The organism is Variovorax sp. J31P179, assembly GCF_030316985.1.
In the GTDB taxonomy this organism is placed as follows: Bacteria; Pseudomonadota; Gammaproteobacteria; order Burkholderiales; family Burkholderiaceae_C; genus Variovorax; species Variovorax ginsengisoli_B.
The window spans coordinates 322788-348498 of sequence record NZ_JASZYL010000005.1 but is presented as its reverse complement, the minus strand read 5'-3'; the positions used below and the strand labels follow the sequence as shown (position 1 = coordinate 348498).

Below are 25711 nucleotides of genomic sequence, written 5' to 3'. Positions count from 1 at the left end.
ATGACCCAACGCAAAGGCATCATCCTTGCCGGCGGCTCCGGCACGCGGCTGCACCCGGCCACGCTGGCAGTGAGCAAGCAGCTTCTGCCTGTCTACGACAAGCCGATGATCTACTACCCTCTGAGCACGCTGATGCTGGGCGGCATGCGCGACATCCTGATCATCAGCACGCCGCAGGACACGCCGCGCTTCCAGCAGCTTCTGGGCGACGGCAGCCAGTGGGGGATCAACCTGCAGTACGCGGTGCAGCCGAGCCCGGACGGGCTGGCGCAGGCCTTCATCATCGGCGACAAGTTCGTAGGGAATTCGCCCAGCGCGCTGGTGCTGGGGGACAACATCTTCTACGGGCACGATCTGGTGCACCTGCTCTCCGAGGCCGACAAGCAGGACGCGGGTGCGACGGTGTTCGCGTATCACGTGCAGGATCCGGAGCGGTATGGCGTGGTGGCTTTCGATGCGAACGGCAAGGCCAGCAGCATCGAGGAGAAGCCGCTCGAGCCCAAGAGCAGCTATGCGGTCACGGGGCTCTATTTCTATGACAACCACGTGATCGACATCGCCAAGGCGGTCAGGCCGAGCGCGCGTGGGGAACTGGAGATCACGGCTGTCAACCAGGCGTACCTGGATCTCGGCAAGCTCAATGTGCAGATCATGCAGCGCGGATACGCGTGGCTGGATACGGGGACCCATGAGAGCTTGCTGGAAGCGGGGCAGTTCATTGCGACGCTGGAGCATCGGCAGGGGTTGAAGATCGCTTGTCCGGAAGAGATTGCGTGGCGCAATGGGTTCATCACCAGCGAGCAACTGGCAGTGTTGGCGAAACCGCTAGAGAAGAGCGGATACGGCCAGTACCTGAATCACCTTCTGACCGACGAGGTGCGCTCATGAAGGTCACGCCCACAGCGATTCCTGAAGTCCTCATCATCGAACCGAAGGTGTTTGGCGATGCCCGCGGGTTCTTCTTTGAGAGCTTCAATCAGAAGGCCTTCGATGAGGCCGCAGGGCAACACGTGACGTTCGTGCAGGACAATCATTCGCGATCCGTCAAGGGCGTGCTGCGAGGCTTGCACTACCAAATTCGGCAGCCGCAAGGGAAGTTGGTGCGGGTGGTTCAAGGCGCCGTGTTCGACGTGGCCATAGATATCCGCAGGTCTTCGCCCACTTTTGGGAAATGGGTCGGAGTCGAACTCGATGCTCAGAGCCAGAAACAGTTATGGATTCCCGTTGGTTTTGCTCACGGGTTTCTGGTCATGAGTGAAACGGCAGAGTTCTTGTACAAGACGACGGACTACTACGCGCCCTCGCATGAGCGTTGCCTCGTCTGGAATGATCCGACGATTGGCATCGAATGGCCCGAGGTAGGCGAGGTTCAGTTGTCGGCCAAAGACCGGGCCGGTGACGGTTGGTCGCAGGCCGAGTTTTTCGCCTAGGCGTTGCGCGAGAGCTGCGCCTGCTCGTGCGACGGACGACAGTACACAGCTGGCCGACACAGTAATCACATGCCGATTTCAATACTGCTGATATTCCCGCTTCTCTGCTTCTTCGCCCTGCGAAAAACAACTGCCAGCGAGTGGCGTGCGTCATTCCTGCTGGCCGCGCTACTTTGGGGTGCGGCGGTCCTCCTCGTGACCGAGTTTCTGAGCTTCCTGAAGCTTCTGGCGTTCGGGCCGCTGTTGGCGGCCTGGGTGGTCGCATGCACCGTGCCGATCGGAGTCCTCATTTACGGCAGGGCCCATCCCATGAGGCGCCAGGCGGCGTCACCTGCGAATCGGGCTTCGCCTTTCGAGAAGCTGATCCTGTTCTACTTGGCTGCAGTGCTGGCGACGACCGCCGTTCTGGCATGGGTGGCCCCGCCGAACACCTGGGATTCCATGACCTACCACATGAGTCGGGTGGTTCACTGGGTCCAGAACAGAAGCGTCGACTTCTATCCCACGGCCATCTTGAGGCAGTTGCATTCGAACCCCTGGGCAGAGTATGCGATCCTGAATCTGCAACTGGCAACCGGCGGCGATCGGTTGGCCAATTTCGTCCAGTGGTTCGCGATGGCTGGCTCGGTGCTGGGCGTTTCGCTCATCGCCAAGGAGTTGGGGGCTGCCCGGCGCGGGCAGGTTTTTGCCGCAGCCGTTTGTGCGTCGATCCCGATGGGCATCTTGCAGAGCACCTCGACGCAAACAGACTACGCAGTTGCGTTCTGGCTTGTCTGCCTGGTCTATTTTTCGTTGCGCCTGATAGAGAAAGCCGACGCACTGCATGCCCTGGGCGTGGGATTGGCACTGGGTCTAGCTCTGTTGACCAAGGGGACCGCTTATGTCTTCGCGTTTTCGTTTGTCGCCTGGCTGGTTCTCTCCTCGCTCCGTCAACGCGACAGACGAAAGTTGGTGCTGGTCGGCGGGGCGCTTGTCGTGGCCGTGGTCGTCAATGTGCCGCACTATGCTCGAAATTTCGAGATGTATGGCAGCCCGCTGGGGCCGGGGTCCGAGGGTGGAGATTTTGTCTATGCCAACCAGTTGCTGAGTCCCGCCGCGATCACTTCCAACGTGCTTCGAAATTTGGGCTTGAATCTGGCGATCTACGAACCGGTCGATCGGGCAACCGAAAAGATCATCTACAAGGTTCACGAGCGCCTGGGGATCTCACCGAAGGATCCCCGGACCACGTGGCCCGGTACGGAATTTCACGTCCGGGATTCGCACAATGAAGATGACGCCGGAAACACAGCGCCTTTGCTGCTCATCGTGATTGCGCTGGTGATCTATCTTTCGCAGCCCGGAAAGCACTGGCGGGTCAGCATCTATGCGGGTTCGATCGTCTTCGCTTTTCTCTTTTTCAGCACTTACCTGAAGTGGCAGCCATGGCATAGCCGTCTGCAGCTTCCGATGTTCGTCCTGTGGGCGCCTTTTGTCGGCCTCATGCTTGCACGATGGAGGCGCTTCGAACTCGGCAGCATCTTGCTTGTTTTGCTGATATTGGCCTCGCTGCCCTCGTTCGTATTTTCTGCAACGAAACCGGTCCTGAGTGCGAGCGGCATTTTTGATACTGGCAGAACGCATCAGTATTTCTTCAAAAACCCCAGCGTTGAAAGCCCCTATGGCGCTGCCGCGCAGGCGATCGCTGAGATGCAGTGCCGCGACGTCGGGCTGATGATCGGCGGCGACGATTGGGAATATCCGCTGTGGGTGATGCTGAAGGAGAAGATTGGCCCCGACCTCCGCTTGGAGCATGTCAACGTCACCAATGTCTCCCGGAAAAAGCTCGCGCATCAAGCAGGCGACGTAGGCTTCGAGCCTTGCGCGATCTTCGTGGTCAATCCAGCACCCGAGAACTCGATCGTGGTCAGCGGCAGAGGCTTCATTCGCCGATGGAACTCTGGTGCTGTCAATGTCTACGGGACAACGCAGTGAGTGAGCCGCGACAACGCCATCGCGTGCACTCGCCGTCCATAGGTCGCCGCGATATTTTGGAGCAGTCTGCACGAACCAATCGCGCCATCGAAGGAGCGACGATGAAAAATGCGAGCTAGTGTAGTGCGCTCGAAATAGCGGAACTTAATCGATACGGCACACTCCGACCTCGATGGAGGTCGTCATGCGCATTGCCCCAAGGATCGAACTGGATGCTGCTGTTCAACGAGAGTTGACGGCATTGGCGCGGCGAGGCCGCGTCGAGGCCCGTGTGCAGCAACGCGCCAAGATTGTGTTGCTCGCCGCTGAGGGCAGGCAGAACAAGGACATCGCAGTGGAGGTCGATCTCGATCGGCGCCAGGTGGCCTTGTGGCGCCAGCGCTTCCTGGAAGGCGGGGTGGAGGCCCTGAAGCACGATGCTCCGCGCCCCGGGCGCACCCCCAGCGTGACCACCCCCGAATTTGAGTCGAGCATCGTGGACAAGACGCTTCACGAAAAGCCCATCGCGGCCACTCACTGGAGCACGCGCACGCTGGCCGCGCAGCTTGGTGTAGGTGCGACAACCATCCGCCGGGTGTGGAAGCGCAACGGCCTGAAGCCGCATCGCCAGAGCAGCTTCAAGCTCTCGCGGGATCCGCGCTTCGAGGACAAGCTGCTGGACGTCGTCGGGCTGTACTTGAATCCACCCGAGCGCGCCCTGGTTCTGAGCTGCGACGAGAAGAGCCAGATCCAGGCGCTCAACCGCACCCAGCCGGGCTTGCCGATGAAGAAAGGCCGCGCCGGCACCGTCACGCATGACTACAAGCGCCACGGCACGACCACACTGTTTGCCGCCTTGAACACCCTGGACGGCACCGTGATCTCGATGTGCCAACAGCAACACCGGCACGCGGAGTGGTTGCAGTTCCTGCGCCTGATCCAGCGCAAGACGCCCAAGCACCTGCAGCTGCACCTGATCGTGGACAACTACGGCACCCACACCCACCCCGACGTGCAGGCCTGGCTCGCCAAGCACCCGCGCTTCGTCATGCACTTCACGCCCACGAGCGCGTCGTGGTTGAACATGGTCGAGCGCTTCTTCCGCGACATCTGGGAAAACCGCATCCGACGAGACAGCTTCACCAGCGTGCCTGAGCTGGAATTGGCCATCGATCTGTACGTGGCCCACCACAACGCCAACCCCAAACCGTTCATCTGGACCAAGAGCGCGACCGACATCCTCGCCAAGGTTACGCGAGCTAAGGCGGCGCTGGCGCTGAATAGATAAGTACATATTTAGGTGGCGCACTGCACTAGCGGGCGCTCACGGGAGTGGGAACTGGCGGTGACTTGAACAGGGCGGTGGCCTGCCGACGGCCTCCACCTGCGCAAGTGACGCTGCCAGGCGATGTCATTCCATCGACAGACTGACGCAGGTGCCGGCGTCAAACGAGTCCCGCTTGCCACAGCAGCTTCGGCGATCTGCCGCGCGCAGGCGCGAGGCTGTAAGAATGGGATAATACTTTGTTGCCGAACGGATGAGTACTTTCGATTCGTTAAAGACGGAGGCCATGATTCTGGTTGTCGGCGCCGGGTTCATTGGCGCGAGTTTGGCCCTGTCGATTTGCGCGGCAGTCTTCGTTGTCCGCCTAGGACTTCGCCGTCTTGGCCCGTGAAAGCGCCGAGTTGATGCGTGATTCGTTGCGACATGGGCGCTCGAGCAAACCGCGCGGAGACCGCATTGGTGTTTGAAATTCAAGGAAAAGAGGAGCGGGGGCCAATCGATGAATGAATCGAGCAACTTCGAGGAAGTGCTTCGAGGCAGGAGGGTTTTCGTCACGGGTCACTCCGGCTTCACAGGGGGATGGGCCTGCCTCTGGCTGAATGAAATCGGGGCGACCGTGGCGGGCTATTCGCTGGCGCCCGACACAACGCCTTCCCTCTTCGAGGCCTTGGGCATCGGACAGATCGTCGAAAGCACGTTCGACGATGTCTGCGACTACGAGGCCGTCCTGGGTGCGATGCAGCGCTTCGAACCCGAACTCGTGCTGCATCTCGCCGCACAGCCGCTGGTCCGCCGTTCCTACCGTGAGCCCGTCTGGACCTTCCAGGTCAATGCGCAGGGCACGGCGCACGTGCTTGAGGCGGCGCGCAACGTCGCCAGCGTGCGCGGCGTGGTCTGCGTCACCACCGACAAGGTCTATCGCAATAACGAATGGCCTTGGCCCTACCGGGAGAACGATCCGCTGGGCGGCAAGGATCCCTACAGTGCTTCCAAGGCCGCGGCGGAGATGGTCATCCAGAGCTACGCCGCCTCCTATCCCTGTGCGGAAGGCAAGGGCCCCGCGATCGCCACGGCGCGGGGCGGCAACATCGTCGGAGGCGGCGATTGGTCGGCCGACCGCCTCATTCCCGATTTCGTTCGCAGCGTAGTCGACGACTCGCCCCTGACGTTGCGCTATCCGGAGGCGACCCGTCCCTGGCAGCACGTGCTTGCGCTGGTCCATGGCTACCTCCTGCTCATGTCGAAGCTGATCGGGCCTCGACCGCAGGACTTCGCGCGCGCATGGAACCTGGGTCCCCAGGACCCGAAGCAATACTCGGTGCGCGAAGTCCTCGAACTCATGAGCAACGAATGGCGCCGCCCGCCGCTGGAGTTTATGAGCAACCCGCTCCCGGAGGCAGGAGCACTTGCGCTCGATAGTTCGCTCGCCCGGAATCTGCTGGGGTGGGTGCCAGCCTGGGACACGCAGCGCGTCATTCGCGAGACGGCGGCGTGGTATCGGAAGTACTACGAGGCACCGGATGCGGTGAAGGCCACTACCTTTGCCCAACTCGATGACTGGCGCAAGGGCATCGCCACATGATCTACGTGCTGGGTGGGCGCGGCAGGCTGGGCCGTGCGATTGAAGCGGCGCGTGTATCGGGCGAGGTCACCTTGCTGGAGCGCGCCGAGTACGAGAACTGGTGGCAGAGCGATGCGGTTTCGCGCGTTGCCCGCTTCTTCGATGGCGCTCCGCCGGGTTCGGCGGTTCTTGTCGCGGCGGGTCTCCTCGATCCCTCGCTGCCGGGGCCGGAGCACCAGCGCGTCAACGTCGAGTTGCCGTCCCGCGTCGTAGAAGGCGCGTGCAAGGCAGGACTTCGGGCGGTGACATTCGGCACCGTGATGGAGCGGCTCCCCGATCCCCCCAATGCGTACATCGCCACCAAGGCCGCGCTCGGCCGCGTCGTTGCGGAACGCGCGGCCGCCGGCGATGCAGTCACACATCTGCAACTGCACACGCTCTATGGTGGAGGCGAGCCGGCGCCGTTCATGTTTCTCGGGCAAGTTGTCCGGGCACTGCGCGAGCAGCGTTCATTCGAGATGTCTCCCGGGCGCCAGCTTCGCGAATATCACCATGTCGATGACGACGCGGTGGCGGCGCTTGCGGTCCTCGATGCAGGCGTCGGCGGCGTGGTCGCGCTGAGCCATGGCGCTCCGTTCACCCTGCGCGAACTGGCCTCCCACGTGTTCGCCGAACTCGGCAAGAAGGAACTGCTTCACATCGGTGCGCTGCCCGAGCCGCGGAACGACAACTACGGTACGGTAGTGCCGCGGCCCAAGTTGCTCGATCACCTGGACTTCCGCCCGACCCTGGAGGGGGTCGCAGCCTATTTGCGGGCGCTTCTGACACAGCAGCAGCGAGTATGAACGAATCGAATCTCTCGCCCCAGCGTCGGCCGCTGGTGTCGATCTCCATTCCTGTGCTCAACGAGGCCGGTAACCTCGATGCGCTTTACCTGCGACTGACCGCGCTTGCCGATCGCATGGCCGATCGGTGCGATCTCGAATTCGTCTTCACGGACAACCATTCGGAGGACGACACCTGGTCGATGCTGACCGCGCTCGCCGCCCAGGACCCGCGCGTGCGCGCCATCCGCTTCTCGCGCAACTTCGGTTTCCAGAGTTCGATCCTCGCCAACTATCTTCATGCACGCGGCGATGCGGTCATGCAGATTGATGCCGACCTGCAGGATCCGCCAGAGATGCTGGAACAGTTCTTCGAGTTGTGGCGCCAGGGCTTTCACGTCGTCTATGGCATCCGGCGCAAGCGCCCCGAGAACTGGCTCCTGAACCAGACACGCAAGTTCGGCTATTGGGCCATCGACAAGGTCAGCGAACACCCCATCCCGCGGGACGTGGGCGACTTTCGACTGGTCGATCGCGCGGTCGTCTCTGCCATCGCCAGGTTCAGAACGGCGAATCCCTATCTGCGAGGCATGATTGCCGGCCTTGGCTTCAACCAGACCGGAATCGCCTATGACCGTGATGCACGGATGGCGGGCGAGAGCAAGTTCAATGTGTCGCGACTGGTTCGGCTGGGACTGACCGCCGTCTTCAACCACTCTACGGTGCCGTTGCGCATGGCATCCTTCCTGGGCATCGTGATCCTGGTGGTGAGCTTGATCGGCGCTCTGTACTACGTCATGTTGCGCCTTGTGCGGCCCGACCTACCGCCCGGCTTCGTGAGCATCCAACTGATGATCCTGTTCGGCATCGGGCTCAATGCCTTTCTGCTGGGAATCATCGGCGAATACATCCTGAGGATCTATCGCGTCCTCCGATCCGACCCGATCGCCATTGTTGAGCGCAGCCTCAATATGCGACCGGACGAACTCAAGCTTTGACGAAGAGATAACATGAAAGCAGTCATCCTCGCCGGTGGGTTGGGCACTCGCATCGCCGAAGAGTCCGACACCAAGCCAAAACCGATGGTCGAAGTCGGCGGACGGCCGTTGCTTTGGCACATCATGAAGATCTATGCCAGCCACGGCATCAACGATTTCGTGATCTGCCTAGGCTACAAGGGCTATGTCATCAAGGAATTCTTCTTCAACTACTATCGACATATGTCGGACATGCGCATCGACCTGAAAACCGGGGATCACCAGATCCTGAGCAACCATGCGGAAGACTGGCGCATCACACTGGTGGACACGGGGGCGGAGACCATGACCGGCGGCCGGCTCAAGCGCGCTGCGCAGTATCTTGACAACAAGACTTTCTGCCTGACCTATGGCGATGGGCTGTCGGATGTCGACATCGGCGCGGAACTGGAATTCCATCGTCGGCATGGCAAGCTCGCGACCGTGCTCGCTGTGCAGCCGCCCGGCCGCTTCGGTGTGCTGAACCTTGATCCGGATCACTGCGTGTCCAGCTTCGAGGAGAAGCCGAGCGACGAGATCGGCTGGATCAACGGAGGGTTCTTCGTCCTCGAGCCGGCTGCGATCGACTATGTGGCAGACGACTTGACGTCGTGGGAGCGTGCGCCGCTCATGAATCTCGCGCGCGACGGGCAGCTTGCCGCCTACCAGCACACGGGCTTCTGGCAGCCGTGCGACACCCTGCGTGACAAGCGAGAACTCGAAGCGCTCTGGGACAGTGGAAAGGCGCCCTGGCGTGTCTGGGAATGATCGATTGACCAAGGTGCCATCCGCGACGACCGAGTCGCAGCCTGTCGACGCCCAAGCCGCGCCGGGCAAGATCGACTTCGACGACTACTCGGCGAGCTACGATACCTTGCTTCACGAAAGCACGAAGCTCTACGCCGAGGACTCAGAGTACTTCGCCCGCTACAAAGTGGATCTGATCAAAGAGGCGACCCGGCATCCGGTCAGGCGAGTCCTCGAATACGGTTGCGGAACCGGCCGCAACATCGCCTACCTGCAGACTGCGTTTCCAGACGCCGAGATCGTCGGCACAGACGTTTCGGCCGTTAGCCTCGAGGTCGCGGCGACGGCCAATCCGAAGGCACGGTTCGAGATCGAGCGGGAGGGCATGGCGCTGGGCGCCTTCGATCTCATCTTCGTCGCGAGTGTGTTCCATCACATTCCGCCGCTTGAGCGGCCTACGGTCATGCGCACACTGGCTGGGAGGCTCGCGCCCGGCGGCTCGATCGACATCTTCGAGCACAACCCCTTCAACCCCGTGACGCGCCGGATCGTCAGCACGTGCCCGTTCGATGCAGACGCGGTGCTGCTCAAGCCGGCGGAACTGCGCGCCTTGTTCCAGAGCGCGGGCCTCAAGTTGACGCGGCAGGTGTATTGCCTGTTCGTCCCTCCGAAGCTGTCATGGTTGATGCCGCTCGAAAAGCACTTGAGGTGGCTTCCACTGGGGGGGCAATACTGGATCAGCGCGAGCCAGGTCCGATGAAGCACTTGCTGAAGTTCGCGATGGTCGGGGTGCTGAACACGGCCCTCGGCTATGCGGTGATCTTCGGCTGCATGTACCTGTTCGGCCTTGGCGCCGTTGTCAGCAACGTACTGGGCTACGCAGTCGGCCTCGTGGTCTCCTACTCGCTGAATCGAAGTTTCACGTTTCGCAGTTCGGGCGCGCGTCGCGTGGAAGCGGTCCGCTTCGTGGCGATCTTCCTCCTGGCCTATCTCGCCAATCTCGGCGTCCTCGTGCTGTCGACCCGCCGTTTCGGCTGGCACGAGGGTGTGGCGCAAGTCATTGCGGGCGTCGTGTATTTCGGGCTATCGTTCGTTCTGAACAAATACTATGTGTTCAGGGGCGCCAGAGTTGAATCCGCGGCGGCGGATGCACCGCGCGAGTCGTAGACCTTGCGCTACGCATTTGTCGCTGGCGGATCGCGGAACTCGAGATCGACCGCGCGGTGCGTGAGACAATTCCCCGTAGGACGATCGCGCGGGTTCGACGAATTCGTGTGGCCGCACGGATTCCGCGTGACGGTCTCGCCGATCAGTCTGATCGCTCCGCCTCAGACCCTGAATCAACACCTCGCATGACTCGCCCGACCGACCACACTATCACGGTTGTCATTCCAACCTTCAACCGGAGAGCGCAACTGCAAAATGCTGTCGAGAGCGTGCTTCAGGAACGGCGAGTTCCGATTTTCCTGCACATTTTCGACAACGCCTCGACGGACGAGACGGAAAGCTACGCGAGAGCAGTCGCCGCGCAAGATCCGCGCGTTTCATATACACGCAGGCCCGAAAACGTTGGTGCCGTCGGAAACTATTCGTTGGCGCTTGCGAGCATCTCGACCGAGTACTTCGTACCACTGGCCGACGATGACTGGTTGCTGCCGGATTTCTTGCACGACGCCCATCAGGTGCTTGAGAAGGAGGTCGAACTCGGCGCAGCGGTGTTTGTGACCGAGGCACGTGACCCTCAAGGCGTGGTAGCTGCCACCTATCCAGCCGCGCTGAGCGAGATCCGGTTCGGATTGCTCAGGCCGCGCGAGCATCTGGAGGATTGGTTGCGCTTCGGCCACTATGCCTGGAGTTCCATTCTTTGGCGCACGCGAACGCTGGAGTGTGTCGGAGCGCCGTATATGCATGTCGGCCTTCCGAGCGATGTGGACTTCCAAGTACAGATTTTCTGCCACTATCCGGCATACCTGTGCAACCGACCGGGAGCGGTGTACTCCCTCCACAACGCTCAGGCGAGTGGAGGCTACGATGTGTCGCATGTTCGCTCCTGGGCGCGGTTGTTCCAGCGTCTTGATCGCGAAATCGAGGGGCAGAGCATCTTCTCTCGCGGTGAGTATTTCCCACTTAGGGAAATCATGAGGCAACGGTACCGGCCCTGCTGGACTGCTCCGGCTAGGGCAGACATGACCGCGAGAGATCGGGTTGCCGCTGCATGTCTGGCCGGTTTCAGGCTGGGCGACTGGGAAACGGCTTTCTCGTTGATCCAGGGCGTGCAGGATGCGGCGAACGCGTCGCAGACGGTCGATCGAGCGGTCTTCCGGTTGCCGCAGATCGGGAGTGAGGCAATGGCCAGCCACCCGATTTCCTCCGATGGCACCACGGAACTGGTTGCTTCGGTACTGGGCTGGATCAAACAGGCGACGGAGGCCATTGATCGACTGGAACAGGACAACGTTCGCTTGAAATCCGAGATGGCCGTATTGAAGGCGGAACTCTTCGCTGCCGATGAACGGGAGGAGCGTGCCAGGATCCTCGCAGGGCAGAATGATCGCAAACGGATATTGGCTGAAGCTGAGCTGGAAGCGCTTCGTGGTCATCCATTGCTCAGAGCCATGAAGAGGCTTCGACTTCTCCGACCGACGAAAGCGGCGTGAGCGTGGTATCGCCAATGTCCAGGTTCACGGTGACTTCAACTGCGCTGGATGGCCTCGTGTGCATCCAGCGTCAAAGGCGTGGGGACACGCGCGGTTGGTTCAGCCGCCTTTTCTGTGCCGACGAGCTTGCCGCTGCAGGGTTTCGCCAGCCTGTCTCCCAGATCAACCACACGCAGACACGCCGGAGTGGCTCCGTGCGGGGACTCCATTTCCAGCATCCGCCCCACGCCGAAGACAAACTGGTCAGTTGCATCCGAGGTGAAGTGTTCGATGTGGCGGTCGACCTGCGAAAAGAGTCCAGGACCTTCCTTCAGTGGCATGCCGAGGTTCTGAGTGGCGATAACATGCGTAGTCTGTTGATTCCCAAGGGATTCGCACACGGGTTCCAGGCGCTCAGCGACGATGTGGAGTTGATCTACTTGCATTCTGAACCCTACGCCCCAGGCGCCGAGGGCGGATTAAATTCTCTCGATCCGATGCTCGCCATCGCTTGGCCTCTCCCGCTCGCCGACCTCTCCGACCGTGATGCCGCTCATCCGTATCTCACAACTGACTTTGGCGGAATCTAGATGAAATGTCGTCATTGCGATGCAGGGCTGAGCCTGCAGTTCATGGATCTGGGCTCATCTCCGCCTTCAAACGCTTACCTGAGCGCGGAGCAACTCCTGGCGCCCGAGAAGTGGTACCCCCTGCGCGTGCTCACTTGCACCCGATGCTGGCTCGTGCAGACCGAGGACTGCGCGCACTACGCCGAACTCTTCTCTGACGACTACGCTTATTTCAGTTCATTCTCGGAGAGTTGGCTCCGGCATAGTCAGCGATTCGTCGAGGCCGCGACGCAGCGTTTTGCCCTTTCGGGGGCATCGCATGTCGTGGAGGTGGCGGCCAACGACGGATATTTGCTGCAGTACGTGAAGCAGGCGGGGATTCCGTGCACCGGCGTCGAGCCAACGTCCAGCACGGCAAGCGCAGCGCGCGCCAAGGACCTCGATATTGTGGAGGACTTTTTCGGCGCTGCCTTGGCCGAGCGACTTGTCGTGGAGGGAAAGGCGGCGGACTTGATCGTGGCCAATAATGTGCTGGCGCACGTTCCGGAGATCAATGATTTCGTGGCAGGTTTCGCCAAGTTGCTCAAGCCGCATGGCGTCGCCACGTTCGAGTTCCCGCACTTGACACAGCTTGTTGCCAAGTGCCTCTTCGACACCATCTATCACGAGCATTTCTCGTACCTGTCGTTGACCGCGGTTGTCCGGATTCTCGAGGCCAACGGCCTTAGCGTCTTTGACGTCGAAGAACTCGACACGCACGGCGGAAGTCTGCGAGTCTATGCGCAACGACGTGCATCGGGCGAGCGGCCGGTCGTCGATTCGGTGCCGCGTCTGCTGAAGGCTGAAAGGGATGCTGGGGTGAACTCGGCCGCCTACTATGCGGGCTTTCAGAAGCGAGCGGACGACATCCGCGACGGCCTCCTAGCCTTCCTGATCGAGGCACGGCGTGCCGGCAAGAGCGTCGGTGCCTACGGTGCAGCAGCCAAGGGCAACACGTTGCTGAACTATGCGGGCGTGCGGCCAAGCCTGCTGCCGTGGGTTGTCGATCGCAATCCCGCGAAGCAGGGGCAGTACATGCCCGGCAGTCGGATCCCGATCGTCGATGAAGAGCATCTGAAGCGCGAGCGCCCCGACTATGTCCTGATCCTGCCGTGGAACCTCAAGGCTGAGGTGAGCAATCAGCTTGCTTACATTCGGAGCTGGGGTGGGCAGTTCGTGCGCGCGGTGCCGGAGATCGAAATCCGATGAAGATCGCCATCACCGGTGCCAGCGGGTTCGTGGGCCGCCATGTCCTGCAAGCTGTCGCAAGGCGCAAGGATGTCGAGGTGCTTGTCGTGTCTCGTCATATCCCGGGTGGGTGGTTGCCATTGGGCATGCAGCATGTCGCATTTGATCTGACTGCGCCGCCGCCAGACGTCTTTTCCAAGATGGGAAGACCCGATGTGCTCATCCATCTGGCCTGGAGCGGATTGCCGAACTACCAGTTACGCCATCACTACGAGACGCAACTCGCAGAGCAGTACAGGTTCCTAAGGCAACTCGTGATCTCGGGCCTGCCGTCCCTGCTGTGCGCTGGTACCTGCTTCGAATATGGCATGCAGTCGGGCGAACTGCACGAGGCGCTCCCAACCGATCCCTGCAATCCCTACGGCTTCGCCAAAGACGCACTGCGCCGCGAGCTTGAGTTCCTCGCCGCCGAAGTCGACTTCAAGTTGAACTGGGCGCGTCTGTTCTACATGTACGGGGAAGGTCAGGCTCCTAGCTCGCTGTACAGCCAGTTCATGGCGGCAGGCGCCGCCGGTGCGGTCGAATTCCCGATGTCCGGCGGAGAGCAACTGCGAGACTTCCTTCATGTTGCCGACGTGGCTCAACGTCTCGTTGACTTGGCCTGCGATGCGCCAGGTGCAGGAATCGTGAACGTCTGCTCGGGTCGTCCGACGTCCGTGCGGACGCTGGTTGAAGGGTGGCTCGAAACACATCGATGGCCGATGAAGCTCTCGCTGGGATGCTATCCGTATCCGGCTTACGAGCCGATGGCTTTCTGGGGCTCCAGCGCCAAGCTCGACCGGCTCCTGGAGCGCGCATGATGCAGAACGAGCTTTTGCGCGTCAACGGCCTGCCGGTCTTGCAGAACAGGGTGTATTCGAGCGCGTCGTCGGCAATGACCTCGCCGAAGGGGGGCATGGTCCTGGTTCAGGACGATGTCACCGGTCTGGTCTTCAACGCTGCATTCGACGCCGACCTGCTTAACTACGACGCCGACTATCAGAACGAGCAGGCCTGCTCCTCCGTCTTTCGACGGCACCTGGATGAGGTGCTGTGCGTCATTCGACGGCATTTCCTCACGCCGTCCTTGATCGAGGTGGGTTGCGGCAAAGGCTACTTCCTCGATCGACTGCGCACCGCTGGCTATGAGGCGATCGGCATCGACCCCGCCTACGAAGGCGATAGCCCACATGTGATCAAGGCGCCGTTTTCAGCCGCATTGGGCCTATCGGCAGACGCCCTCGTGCTCAGGCACGTGCTCGAACACATCCAGAATCCGGTGGAATTCCTCTATGCCATCGCGCATGCCAATGGAGGGAGGGGAAGCATCTACATCGAGGTCCCGTGCTTTGAATGGATCTGCGAGCGACGTGCCTGGTTTGACATCTTCTATGAGCACGTCAATTACTTCCGCGCAGCCGATTTCCAACGCATGTTCGGGCGGATTCATGAACAAGGTCACGTCTTCGGCGGTCAGTACCTCTACGTGGTGGCCGACCTTGCCTCGCTGCGAGATCCGGCTGATTTCGGGACCGATCGCGTCGCACTTCCTCCGGACTTTCTGTCCGGCATCGATCGATGCAAGTTGCTTGCACGAAGCGCGCCCGGTTCAAAGGCGATCTGGGGTGCTTCTTCAAAGGGGGTGATCTTTTCCCACCACCTCCAGACTTCGGGAATTGACTTCGATCTCGCCATCGACATCAATCCCGTCAAGCAGGACAAGTACATGGCCGGCACTGCGCTGAAAATCGTTTCACCGGAACACGCGCTGAGCATGCTGCCCGCCGGCTCGCTCGTGTTTGTCATGAATTCCAACTATTTCGACGAAATCGTGGCGCAGTCCCGCGGCTCGTTTCGTCTCGTGAAGGTAGACCAGAATGAGCTTTGAAGCCGAGACTGCGGCACGTATCGCCGCCAATGACACCAACTCCAAGTTGAAGGCTGACGCGCAGGCGTTGATGGATTCGTCGATCCGAGCCCAATATTCATACAACTTCTCATGGATGGGGCGGCCGATCATCCAGTATCCGCAGGACATTGTCGCGATGCAGGAGATCATCTGGCGCGTGCAGCCGGACCTGATCATCGAAACAGGCATAGCGCACGGTGGCTCTCTGATTTTCTCGGCTGCGATGCTGGAACTGAATGCTGCCTGCGGAGGGCCAGCCGATGCGAAAGTGCTCGGTATCGACATCGACATTCGTGCGCACAATCGCGCGGCGATCGAGGCGCATCCGATGTTCAGGCGGATCTCGATGATCGAGGGGTCCAGCGTGGCCCCCGAGGTGATCGATAGGGTGCGCCAGGAGGCAATTGGCAAGGGCCGTGTGTTGGTATGCCTTGACAGCAACCACACGCACGCTCACGTACTGCAAGAGCTTCGGGCATACGCGCCGTTGGTGACGATCGGCAGCTATTGCGTAGTCTTCGATACCATCGTGGAAGACCTGCCGGCCGAACTCTTCCCGGATCGCGCCTGGGCGCCTGGAGACAATCCGAAGACTGCCGTACGCGAGTTTCTAGCGGCGAATTCCGGCTTCGTGATCGACCATACCATCGATCAGAAGCTCCTGGTTAGCGTCGCCCCCAACGGTTACCTCAAGCGGACGGGGTAGATCGGTTTTCATTTGACGGGGCCAGATCAGATGATTGACGGGTCGCGTTCCTGGCGCAGCGCCTCGATCATCGTCGGGTCGATGCTCCCGAGATTTTCAATGCGGCGTCCGAAGTCACTTCGGCCAACGATCCGCCAACTCACGATCGAATCGGCGGTCATGGCGCATCAGCTAAACTAAAGTTGGGGTTCGAGTCACCCAAGCGCGCCGACGATCGTTTTTCCGGCGCGCCCGGCGAAGGCGCTTGTCGGGTGGCCGATTGATCACCTCGGGCCACTACGGCCGCCCTTCCAACCGGTTCCATTCGCCAAATGCTTCGATCCAAATCCGCCGCAGTCTGCGTCCTCTTGAGCGTATGGGTGTTTCATGTCGTGGGGGTCATGAGCTACGTCGTGCGCGGCGGGCGCCTGTCGATCGTGCCGATCTACGACGACGTGGGCTATCTGATCGATGGTCTAAGTCGACTGACAACGCTGGATCGCTCGGGCATTGCGGGTTGTCTGGTTGATTTTTTCCAGCATCCGCCGCATGCACCACTCATGGCCCTCACGAGCGTCCTTGGGCTGCTGTTGAGTGCGGGTGCCGTGTGGGGGCCATATCTGCTCAACTCGGTGTGGGTGCTGTTTATTTTGGGACTCGGCTTGATCGCATTGCGTCGGTCGAGTCCGTGGGTCAGTGTAGGCATCCTGGTCGCGACGCTAGCCGTGCCGATGCTTGGCAACGTGCTGGCGGAGTTCCGTCCAGACCCGGTCTGGGGTCTGCTGGTCGGTTTTGCAATGATCGTCTGCGCAAGCACGGATGTCGTCGGGATGCGTTCCGGTAGGCTTTTTGGATTGGGCTTGCTCTTCGGCGCCGCTGTCATCGCCAAACCAACCGCGGCGCCTGCGTCTGCGCTCGTGCTTGCCATCGGGTTCGCGACCCAGTCCAGCCTGTCGCTCGTGTCCCAACGGGCCTGGTCGACCAGGGCCTTCATTCGAAGTGCAGCGTTGCCGTCGCTCGGTGCGGCCTGCTTGATCGTTCCCTACTTTGTCTCGCATGGGGCGGCCATCTTGGCATACGTCCGCGAAGTGATGGGAAGCGAAAGCGTCTGGAAGACTCAGGCATCTGTTTGGGGGCACATCAGCTTCTATTTGAATCGGAGCCTCGGCGTGATAGTCATGGGATGGGTCTGGTACGCGGCGGTCCCATTGTTTATTGCCTGCGCCACTTTGCTGGTTCGAGCGAGGGACAGGCGGGCGCTATCCTCGTTCGCCGGAATCATGGCTGCGGTCCTCACCGCGTACTTGATCGTGACCGTGAGTGCGGTCAAGTCGCTCATGATCGGCAGCATCTTGTACGGCACGATCATTGCCGCGGTTGTATGGTGTCTGGGCCAGCTCGCGACGCGAACTTCCCTGCGTGGGCGTGCCGCGATACTTATTGGATTCTTGGTCTTTGCCACGCAGTGGGTGCCCCGTGCCGGCACGATCCATCGCGAGGATCCGGCGATGATGGCGACCGATGAAGCGAATCGTGCCGTGTTACAGCCTCTGTTGGAAACTCTGCGCGCCCGCCCTTCCGCGAAGAATGTGTTGATCACTGTTCCGGGCCCCGTATTCGCCGGAACCCTCGATTTCCTGACAAGGCAGCAGGGCGTCGTCCGGAACTTCATGGCGGCCTACACTTGGGGGACATGGACGCAGTTTACGCACGGCGTGTCGGCCGCCGACGTGATCGTCCTCAGTGAAGCGGGCATGAGAGGTCAGGGGTATGACCCAAGTGTTCGATTCCAGGCTGAGCTCTTGACTTCCTTGCGCGCCAGCCCTGATTTCATTGGCCGGCCGGTCTACACGGACGAAGAGAAACGCTCAGTCTGGTTGTTTGTGCGCAATGCGCGTTGATGGCCGGCATTCGGCATAAACGGCGGCGTGATGGAGGCGCATGGCGCGCCTAGAAATCCCAGGTTCGTCGCATCAGTCCAGGTTGTGGCGCCCCCTGCGACACATCAAGCGCGGCGTCTCGACTGGCGCCACGGCCAGAAGCGCAAAGGCAAGCTCGTCGCCACGAAGGACGTGCGAGTCATCTCGCACGATGAAGGCACCGCCCGCCGCGCCTGCGCGGCCCGCACCGCCAAAGAACATGCCTGCACGCGAAAATATCCGATTCGGCGTGAAGGCCTGGTTCGACGACAAGGACCGCCAGGCCCATTGGCGTCCCGCGGCCAGAGCTCAGCTCACCACGTCGACCTCGCCCTGCAACTTCCTGAGTTGAGCCCATTGTCGGTAGAAGTCTTGATGGGATCCCGCATCGGCTTCAGCGGCGAGGGCTCGCACTCCCATGGCGACCTCATCGGCAAAAGCGTCCCACCTGAATCTGGCGGCCTGTAGGGCGCCGCGCTGATTCAGGCGCTCGCGCTCTGCCGGAACGCGCACCTGGCGAAGTGCCTCGACCATCTCGGGAATCGAGGTTCCCGAGATCTTCAACGAGGCGTCCAATGTCACCTCGGCGAGCGAGCCGTGAGGAGTGCAGATAACTGGGCAGCCGCAGCTCATCGCCTCGACGACAGGCAGGCCGAATCCTTCGTACAGGGACGGGTAGACCAGCGCCGCCGCTCCTCCGTAGGCCAAGGCAAGCCCTTCGTCGTCGAGGTCGATCTGAATGATCTTGTGCCCCGCGCTGTCGACCGCCGAAGTGGGGATAGCCTTCTCGCCACCTACGCAGAGCACGTCGAAGTCAACCTCGCCCATCGTGTTCACGGCGTCGAAGAAGAGGCTTGCATTCTTGTAGTTGTTGGCCTGCACGCGAGATCCCACAAACATGTAGTAGGGGCGATGCAATCCCAATCGATGCCGAAACTCGGCGATGGCACTTTCATCGCGCGGCTTGAAGATCGTAGAGTCGATGCCGCAGTGCGCTACAGATGTGGTGTCTGGGTCGATCTCGGGGTAGAACTCCAGCAGATCCCTGCGCGTATTGTTCGAGATGCAGATATGGCGGCGCGCGTGGATGATGGCAAGTTCCTTTTCGCGCCAGTCCCGAGCCGATAGGTCGAACCCAAGTCGCTCCGGAATCATGTCGTAGACGAGCAGCAGCGAAGGGGTCTCCATCGGAGTGGTGTAGTAGGTGGACGTGAAGACCTTGGCGCCGTAGTGGCGGCAGATCTGCTCCAACAGTTGCGAGTCGCCGGCGTTGTACTTGGATTTATAGGTCGGAAACGGAACGACTTCGACGCCATCGAATTCTTCATTGACCCCGCCCCTGTCGAGGAAAACGATCGGCATTTCGAGTCTCTTTGCGAGGCGCGGGAGCGTCGCTCGCCACACCCTTGCGATCCCCGACTGCGCGAGCTGGAAGAAAACGCCGTCAATTACCAAAGCCATCGTCAACCTCCTCGAACGCAATATGTGTCACGCGATGCGCCGGAATGGATTCGCAGTGCTCGCAGCGCCCGCTGTGCCGCGCTGTAGCGCCACTCCGGCGCAGCCTGCTCGGTCTCGCCCATTGCCACTGGCACGCCTGCCAGGCGCGACAGTTCGTGCATGAACTCCTCGTCCGAGGACAGCAGCCAAGGCGAAAGGAGGTTGCGGCCGTGCATCTTCGTGATCCGCTGAGCCTCGACGATACCGCGCGTGTTGGGCTGCGTGGACAGGCCATCAGGGTTGACGAAATAGATGACGTGTGGGTCGTTGACCTTGAAGAAAGTTTTCCCGGCCCGTGCGCATCGGAGCCAGAATTCGTAGTCGCCCGCAGACCGGAAACTTGCATCGAACAGGCCAAGCTCGTCGTGCAGTGTTCTTCGCCACATCGGTGCGTTGTGCGGTGAGTTCGACTGCATGAGGTTGTAGGGCGTGATGACCGGTACCTGGCTCTTGAATCCTGCGGCAGCGCTCTTCGCGAAAGGCGCCTTGCCGTCGAACGAGTAGTAGAAGTCCTGGTACACGACGTCCACAAACGGAAACTTCTCGAGGATCTCCAACTGCCGCTCAAAGGAATCCGATCTTCTCAGATCGTCCAGATTGGTATTGGTGATGTATCTGCCCTTCGACATCTGGACGCCTAGATTCCAGGCCTCGTAGATCCCGATTCGCGTGGCGGCACGGTGGTAGACGATGTTGGGAAATCGTTCCATGTAGCGCGCGATCGCGGCAGCCTCGCCCTCTGGCGAGTCCGCATCGATGATGATGAGTTCGCAATGCGTGGAGAAGATCGTCTGCGATGTGATGTTCTCCAGAAATTGCTCGATATAGTCACCGCCCCGATAGAGGCTGGCGATGGCGGAGACGAGGACTTCGGGCTCGCGCGGAATGCTCAGGCTTGCATAGTGTTTGGTCTCGAGGGGCCGGTAGCCGCCACCGATCTCGTCGATCTTTGCTTGCCAACCCCTGACGTTGAGCAACTGGTCTGTGCCCATCAAGAAGGTGACACTTGGATCGTGTACGGGCGCCTGCACCGTTTCCGCCAGCGCTTCGTTGGCGTGATGGGCGAACAGGTGCAGTACCATCTGGCCGCGCGCGGATTTGTGACGCTTGAACGCTTGGTCCCAATGGATCACCTCGGACACCATCGGGCTACGCTCCGCCAGGTACTCGTAGGCGAACTGAATGAAGCGGCCGTTGGCCAACTCCGGCACGATCGTCGCCCGCTGGCGCACGAGGTCGGCCTCCGTCGAGGTCATGAGGGTATTGATCAATCCGGCGACGCTCAACCGCTGGTTGAGCACCTCATTGGCCCACAGCTGGCATTCCTCGGCGCTGGGCGTGCGTTCCAAGGCCAATTGGTAGAGGAGCGCCACCACGGCGTTCATCTCACGCTCATCGTGGGTCCCGGCGCCTGCCTCGGTTTCGCGCACTCGCTCGACCCGAATACGCTCAGCCTCCGGTGAGCCCGTGATGCTGTTGACCATTCTGGCGACGCTGATCCGATTGCTGAGCACTTCGTTGGTCCACAGCTGGCGTTCTTCGTCGTTGGGCGTGCGTCCAATCGCCAGTTGGTAGATGCGCGTCACCAGGGCTTCGACCTCGCCATCTTCGAGCGCGGACTTGGCGCGCTCATTCGGCGGCAGGAAGGCGGCGCGGTAGACGCGGCCCAGCAGCCGCCGCAGCCGTCCAGGTAAGCGCTGGACCAGCGTCGACCTGTGAAATCGTTCGATCAACTTGACACCCTATCAAAAACTTCGGAACGCACGGTCGCAGGCCCGGCCTTGAACACACGAAATGACCACTCCGGATACCGCGGTGCGGCCGCGGCGCGGGACGGCAGCCTTTCCGCGACGCCCGCGAACAGGCGACCGGGGAGCTTAGCAGACGCCGGAGCGCGTCCGGCGTGGTCGCTCGATGTGCCAGCTTATGATCGAATGTGTGGTCATGGTGCCGTCGTGACAGGTTGGCGCCGCCAATGCGCCCAGAATCGACGTTCTAATGGCATCCGGCAAGCCCTCGCTGGGGCTGCAGACCTATAGCGTCAGGCGGCCGCTCCCATTGCCGCAGCCGTTGCTGCGCTGAGCTCGTTGTGCGAGATCCTGTTCGCAGAGTTAGAGTTTCCAGCCTAGGGCCCGAAAATCGATCCCAATCAGTATGCCCGCTCAAGTGTCTACATCTCTCCCGACCCAACAATTCGTTTCATATGCCCAGAATTACGAGGACGTCATGCTGCGGCGCGCCCTTCGGCATGTGGAGCGGGGCTTCTACATCGATGTGGGCGCGCAGTCACCCGAGTCCGATTCGGTCACGAAGGCCTTCAGCCTGGATGGTTGGCGAGGGATCAACATCGAACCACATCCCTTCTACTTCGAGCAACTCGTCCGGTTGCGGCCCGACGACATCAATCTGAATGTCGCACTCGGGGAGCACCCAGGCTGCCTGACGATGAACCTCATCGAGGACACGGGGTTGTCGACGGCGGACGACGAGATCGCCGCCCGACACGCCGCTGCCGGCTATGCCCTCAAGACGCACGAGGTACCCATGCTGACCTTGGAGCAGGTGTGGCAGCAGCATGTGCCGGAGGGGCAGGCGGTGCACTTCCTCAAGGTCGATGTCGAAGGTTTCGAGCAGTTCGTCCTCGCTGGCAACGAATGGCAGCGCCATCGTCCCTGGATCGTTCTGGTGGAGGCCACGCTGCCGAACTCGCAAGTAGAAAACCATGAAGAATGGGAGCCCGTCCTGACGGGCGCCGGCTATCGGTACGTCTATGCCGATGGCCTCAATCGCTTCTACGTCGCCGAGGAGCGCGCCGAACTCGCCTCGGCTTTCAAATACCCGCCGAACGTATTCGATGGGTTCATCATGGGATCCTTCGAGCGCTTGCAACAGGACTGCTCCCGACTTGGGCTGGAATTGAACGCCGTCCACGAGCACGCTTCCAAACTGCTGCAGCAGGTTCGCGCGCTCAACGGGAGCCTGCAAGAGTCCGAATCGCACTTGGCGCTGGTCCGCGGAAGGGAAATGGCGCTCCAACACGAAATCGCCCAGCGCGACGCCGCCATCCGATTGCTTCAGGATCGATCGGATGCCGAGCGGAGCGCGCTGCAGCGCGAGATCGCCAGGGTCGAGCAGCGCGCCCATCTTGTCGAGCAGCAGCGCGACGCTGTTCTCCAGTCCCCCTGGTGGCGAATGACGGGGCCTGGCAGAGCATTGGTGGGCGCTGCGCCGAAGTCTCTGCGCCGCCAGATTCGCCGATGTGCCAAGGGGGTCTGGTGGGCCGTAACGCCTTGGCGCATTCCGAGTCGGCTGCGCCTCGTTCGCGAGCGCGAGGGGACGGCGGCCCAGGTCGAGGGGGGCGCGGTCGAGGCGCCCGAGTTGAATTTGTACCCGGACCGAACGCCCGGTCGGCCCGCCGTGCCGCCGATAGAGGCGCTGGAGCGCGACCTCACGGATCGACCACTTGCCGCGCGCTGGTGCATGTGCCTCTTGCGTTCACAACCTGAAGTCCGCGCAAGGTTCCCGCGCGCGCTGTCACAGCCGCAGGCGGATGGATTCGTCGCATGGGTGCGGGGAGAAGGAGGTGATCGCTTCGGTCTTTCGGTGTCTGCGCGTTCGCTGGTCGTGGGCGTGCTGGAGGATGACTTCGGCAGACGCGCGCGTCAGTACTATCTCGCTCGTACGGACGTGCGCGCACTTCATCCGAACGGACTCAACCCCGCTGGACAGGGCGGGCTGTATCGTTGGTTCTCGCAGTTTGGATGTTCCGAAGGAACATTGTCGGCGGAAGAGGTGCTCTGGCTCTTCATGCAGGCGTCGGAGACTCCGGACCCTGAAAGAGGCTGATCGATGCGTTACGCTCCACTCTCGTAGTTGCAGCCAATTTGACGAGGTAGATGATGGAAAAGAAGAGGGTATATGTGGCCGGCCACCGGGGTTTGGTCGGCACGGCCACCTTGCAGGCCCTAAGCAGACGGCCAGAGTACGAGGTGCTCACTCGCACCCATGCCGAACTCGATCTCGAGGATCGCCAGGCCACGCGCGAGTTCTTCCAGCAGCAGCGACCGGACTACGTGGTCATGAGCGCCGCGAAGGTTGGCGGCATTCTTGCGAACTCCAATTTTCCTGTCGACTTTCTGCACAACAATCTGCGCATCCAACTCAACGTGTTCGACGCGGCGCACGAAGTTGGCATTGATCGAATGATATTTCTCGGCTCCTCGTGCATCTATCCGCGCGACTGTCCGCAGCCGATCAACGAAGACTATCTGTTGACCGGACCGCTGGAGGCCAGCAATCGCCCCTATGCTCTGGCCAAGATTTCAGGCGTTGAATCGTGTTGGGCTTTCAATCGCCAGCATGGCACCCGTTACCTCGCCGCGATGCCGACCAATATGTACGGGCCTGGAGACACCTACCACCCTGAGCACTCGCACGTATTGCCAGCGCTGATCCGACGTTTCCACGAGGCCAAGATGAAGGGCGCGCCCGAAGTGGTGGTGTGGGGATCCGGCAAGCCAAGGCGGGAGTTCATGTATTCATCGGATCTGGGCGATGCCATCTCGTTTCTCTTGAGCCTTCCCGAAGAACGCTTCGCTGCGCTGACGCACCCTGATGTCAGTCCTTTGATCAACATCGGCGTGGGCCAGGACACGACCATCGGCGAGGTCGCGGAGCTTGTGAAAAAGACCGTCGGCTACACGGGTGAGCTCAAGCTGGATCCGAGCAAGCCGGACGGCACGCCGCGCAAGCTATTGGATGTTGGCCGTCTCGGTTCGCTAGGTTGGAGGGCGAGCACGCCGCTTGACGTCGGGCTGGCGAATGCCTATCAGGATTTTCTGCAGCACCATGACTGATCTCGAGCGCATGCTGGAGGACCTGCAATGCGGGTGGGGCGAAGGAGTCCGGCGGCCGATGCCATTTGCCTGCGTGATTACACGCCCAACCTGCTCCAGGCAGGACGGGCGTTCGCGTGGATGCTCCAGCGGCGTCGTGCACGAAGCCGGTGAGCAATGTGCAGCGGAACGCGCCTCGTCGCACATGCCGCGTTGCGGCCGTATATGCGGCCGCCGATGAGATCAAGGAGGGGCGACCGAAAACATCCGCGCACACTGAGCGCTCGAATGCCGCTCACGGCCCACCTGTCCGAAGCCAGATCGGTGAACTGCTCGGTCGAACGATACGATGCCAGCACCCAACCATCTTGCGGGCCGCGGGATCGCTGGACGACTCATGGACTAGTTGTCCCCAAAGAGGTCTCGCGTGTAAACCTTGCCCTTCACATCATCAAGCGCATCAACCATTCGGTTGCTGATGATGACATCGGCCTCCTCCTTGAACGCATTCAAGTCAGTGACAACGCGAGAGTGAAAAAAATCGACCTCGTTCAACGCAGGCTCGTAGACGATCACTTCGACGCCTTTGGCCTTCAGGCGTTTCATGATGCCTTGAATGCTTGATGCCCGGAAGTTGTCCGAGCCACTCTTCATGATGAGGCGAAAGATGCCGACTGTCTTTGGCTTGCGTCGCAGAATATCTTCTGCAATGAAATCTTTCCGGGTTGTGTTTGATTCAACAATCGCGTGAATGAGGTTTTGCGGAACGTCGCGATAGTTGGCAAGCAGTTGCTTCGTGTCTTTGGGAAGGCAGTAACCGCCGTAGCCGAAGGACGGATTGTTGTAATGACTGCCGATCCGTGGATCGAGACCTACTCCATCGATGATCTGTCTGCTATCGAGACCATGGGTGGCGGCATATGTGTCTAGTTCGTTGAAGTACGAGACCCGCATGGCAAGGTAGGTGTTCGCAAAAAGCTTGATCGCCTCGGCTTCGGTTGAATCGGTAAAAAGGACTGGAATATCCTTCTTGAGCGCACCTTCCTGGAGAAGATTGGCAAATTCTCTTGCACGTTGAGAACGCTCGCCAATGACTATCCGGGAAGGGTGCAGGTTGTCATGGAGAGCGCGACCTTCGCGCAGGAACTCAGGGGAAAAGATGAGATTGTCGCAGCCAAATGCCTCGCGAGTCTTGCTGGTGTAGCCGACAGGAACGGTGGATTTGATGACCATCACCGCGTTCGGGTTGATTGCCATCACATCCCGAATTACGCTTTCGATGGATGTGGTGTTGAAATAGTTCGTTTCCGGATCGTAGTCGGTAGGCGTGGCGATGACGACGAAGTCAGCATCTTCATAGGCTTCTTGCTTGTCCAGCGTCGCACGGAAGTTGATGGGTCGATTTTTCAGATAGTCTTCGAGCTCGACGTCGATAATCGGTGACTCTCTGCGATTGAGCATGGCCACTTTTTCTGGAAGAATGTCGAGTGCGACGACCTGATTCTTCTGTGACAGCAATATGCCATTCGAAAGTCCGACATATCCGGTGCCGGAAATTGCAATTTTTTTTGCCAAA

General features: G+C 60.7%; 23 protein-coding genes. 19 read left to right on the top strand and 4 right to left on the bottom strand.

The features are described 5' to 3' along the window. The 16 genes from rfbA to QTI17_RS15395 all read left to right on the top strand — a co-directional run bounded on the left by rfbA (position 1) and on the right by QTI17_RS15395 (position 15902). Positions 1 to 888, top strand: a complete 888-nt coding sequence (rfbA, locus tag QTI17_RS15470; RefSeq protein ID WP_286534171.1) for a glucose-1-phosphate thymidylyltransferase RfbA — start codon at positions 1 to 3, stop codon at positions 886 to 888. After that, positions 885 to 1430 (top strand): dTDP-4-dehydrorhamnose 3,5-epimerase, encoded by a 546-nt coding sequence (rfbC, locus tag QTI17_RS15465; RefSeq protein ID WP_286534170.1) that lies wholly within the window; start codon positions 885 to 887, stop codon positions 1428 to 1430. The genes rfbA and rfbC overlap by 4 nt, the downstream gene beginning before the upstream one ends. A gap of 69 nt (positions 1431 to 1499) precedes the next feature. Next, entirely contained in the window at positions 1500 to 3404 is a 1905-nt protein-coding gene (locus tag QTI17_RS15460; protein WP_286534167.1) for a glycosyltransferase family 39 protein, read from the top strand. A gap of 184 nt (positions 3405 to 3588) precedes the next feature. Next, the gene (locus tag QTI17_RS15455) at positions 3589 to 4671 is read left to right on the top strand and encodes an IS630 family transposase (RefSeq protein WP_286534166.1); all 1083 of its coding nucleotides are present in this window, start codon (positions 3589 to 3591) and stop codon (positions 4669 to 4671) included. A 496-nt stretch (positions 4672 to 5167) separates the two neighbouring features. Further along, positions 5168 to 6250: a CDP-glucose 4,6-dehydratase gene (rfbG, locus tag QTI17_RS15450; protein WP_286534164.1), complete on the top strand. Its 1083-nt coding sequence runs from the start codon at positions 5168 to 5170 to the stop codon at positions 6248 to 6250. Beyond that, on the top strand, positions 6247 to 7074 hold the full coding sequence (locus tag QTI17_RS15445; RefSeq protein WP_286534163.1) for an NAD-dependent epimerase/dehydratase family protein: 828 nt from the start codon (positions 6247 to 6249) through the stop codon (positions 7072 to 7074). Before rfbG ends, QTI17_RS15445 begins: the two co-directional genes overlap by 4 nt. Then, on the top strand, positions 7071 to 8051 hold the full coding sequence (locus QTI17_RS15440) for a glycosyltransferase family 2 protein (RefSeq protein WP_286534162.1): 981 nt from the start codon (positions 7071 to 7073) through the stop codon (positions 8049 to 8051). Before QTI17_RS15445 ends, QTI17_RS15440 begins: the two co-directional genes overlap by 4 nt. A gap of 12 nt (positions 8052 to 8063) precedes the next feature. Beyond that, positions 8064 to 8837, top strand: coding sequence for a glucose-1-phosphate cytidylyltransferase (rfbF, locus tag QTI17_RS15435; RefSeq protein ID WP_286534161.1), 774 nt, complete (start codon positions 8064 to 8066; stop codon positions 8835 to 8837). Between the two features lie 13 nt (positions 8838 to 8850). After that, positions 8851 to 9576 carry a class I SAM-dependent methyltransferase gene (locus tag QTI17_RS15430; RefSeq protein ID WP_286534413.1) on the top strand — a complete coding sequence of 242 codons (726 nt, stop codon included), beginning with the start codon at positions 8851 to 8853 and terminating at the stop codon, positions 9574 to 9576. Beyond that, complete coding sequence (locus QTI17_RS15425; RefSeq protein WP_286534160.1) at positions 9573 to 9983, top strand: GtrA family protein; 411 nt, start codon at positions 9573 to 9575, stop codon at positions 9981 to 9983. The genes QTI17_RS15430 and QTI17_RS15425 overlap by 4 nt, the downstream gene beginning before the upstream one ends. A 185-nt stretch (positions 9984 to 10168) precedes the next feature. After that, positions 10169 to 11473 (top strand): glycosyltransferase family 2 protein, encoded by a 1305-nt coding sequence (locus QTI17_RS15420; RefSeq protein ID WP_286534159.1) that lies wholly within the window; start codon positions 10169 to 10171, stop codon positions 11471 to 11473. Between the two features lie 14 nt (positions 11474 to 11487). Continuing rightward, positions 11488 to 12042 carry a dTDP-4-dehydrorhamnose 3,5-epimerase family protein gene (locus QTI17_RS15415; protein WP_286534412.1) on the top strand — a complete coding sequence of 185 codons (555 nt, stop codon included), beginning with the start codon at positions 11488 to 11490 and terminating at the stop codon, positions 12040 to 12042. Further along, a complete protein-coding gene (locus QTI17_RS15410) occupies positions 12043 to 13269 on the top strand; it encodes a class I SAM-dependent methyltransferase (RefSeq protein ID WP_286534157.1) in 1227 nt (408 codons plus the stop codon). Continuing rightward, complete coding sequence (locus QTI17_RS15405; RefSeq protein ID WP_286534155.1) at positions 13266 to 14108, top strand: NAD-dependent epimerase/dehydratase family protein; 843 nt, start codon at positions 13266 to 13268, stop codon at positions 14106 to 14108. Before QTI17_RS15410 ends, QTI17_RS15405 begins: the two co-directional genes overlap by 4 nt. Continuing rightward, positions 14105 to 15175 (top strand): class I SAM-dependent methyltransferase, encoded by a 1071-nt coding sequence (locus QTI17_RS15400; RefSeq protein ID WP_286534153.1) that lies wholly within the window; start codon positions 14105 to 14107, stop codon positions 15173 to 15175. The genes QTI17_RS15405 and QTI17_RS15400 overlap by 4 nt, the downstream gene beginning before the upstream one ends. Further along, entirely contained in the window at positions 15165 to 15902 is a 738-nt protein-coding gene (locus QTI17_RS15395) for a cephalosporin hydroxylase family protein (RefSeq protein ID WP_286534151.1), read from the top strand. The genes QTI17_RS15400 and QTI17_RS15395 overlap by 11 nt, the downstream gene beginning before the upstream one ends. 26 nt (positions 15903 to 15928) lie before the next feature. Here the strand turns inward: QTI17_RS15395 and QTI17_RS15390 are convergent, their stop codons facing one another. Next, on the bottom strand, positions 15929 to 16063 hold the full coding sequence (locus QTI17_RS15390; protein WP_286534149.1) for a hypothetical protein: 135 nt from the start codon (positions 16061 to 16063) through the stop codon (positions 15929 to 15931). A 219-nt stretch (positions 16064 to 16282) separates the two neighbouring features. On the opposite strand from QTI17_RS15390, the gene QTI17_RS15385 reads away from it, so the two are divergent. After that, entirely contained in the window at positions 16283 to 17782 is a 1500-nt protein-coding gene (locus QTI17_RS15385) for a hypothetical protein (protein ID WP_286534147.1), read from the top strand. A 327-nt stretch (positions 17783 to 18109) separates the two neighbouring features. On the opposite strand, the gene QTI17_RS15380 is transcribed toward QTI17_RS15385, so the two are convergent. Next, entirely contained in the window at positions 18110 to 19261 is a 1152-nt protein-coding gene (locus tag QTI17_RS15380; RefSeq protein WP_286534145.1) for a glycosyltransferase family 4 protein, read from the bottom strand. 2 nt (positions 19262 to 19263) lie between these two features. Further along, a complete protein-coding gene (locus tag QTI17_RS15375) occupies positions 19264 to 21033 on the bottom strand; it encodes a glycosyltransferase (protein ID WP_286534144.1) in 1770 nt (589 codons plus the stop codon). A gap of 493 nt (positions 21034 to 21526) precedes the next feature. Here QTI17_RS15375 and QTI17_RS15370 point away from each other — a divergent pair, with 493 nt between their 5' ends. Further along, a complete protein-coding gene (locus tag QTI17_RS15370) occupies positions 21527 to 23146 on the top strand; it encodes an FkbM family methyltransferase (protein ID WP_286534142.1) in 1620 nt (539 codons plus the stop codon). A gap of 53 nt (positions 23147 to 23199) precedes the next feature. Continuing rightward, entirely contained in the window at positions 23200 to 24156 is a 957-nt protein-coding gene (locus tag QTI17_RS15365) for a GDP-L-fucose synthase family protein (RefSeq protein ID WP_353506710.1), read from the top strand. Between the two features lie 381 nt (positions 24157 to 24537). On the opposite strand, the gene QTI17_RS15360 is transcribed toward QTI17_RS15365, so the two are convergent. Then, positions 24538 to 25710, bottom strand: a complete 1173-nt coding sequence (locus QTI17_RS15360) for a nucleotide sugar dehydrogenase (RefSeq protein WP_286534139.1) — start codon at positions 25708 to 25710, stop codon at positions 24538 to 24540. Position 25711: the final 1 nt, after the last annotated feature.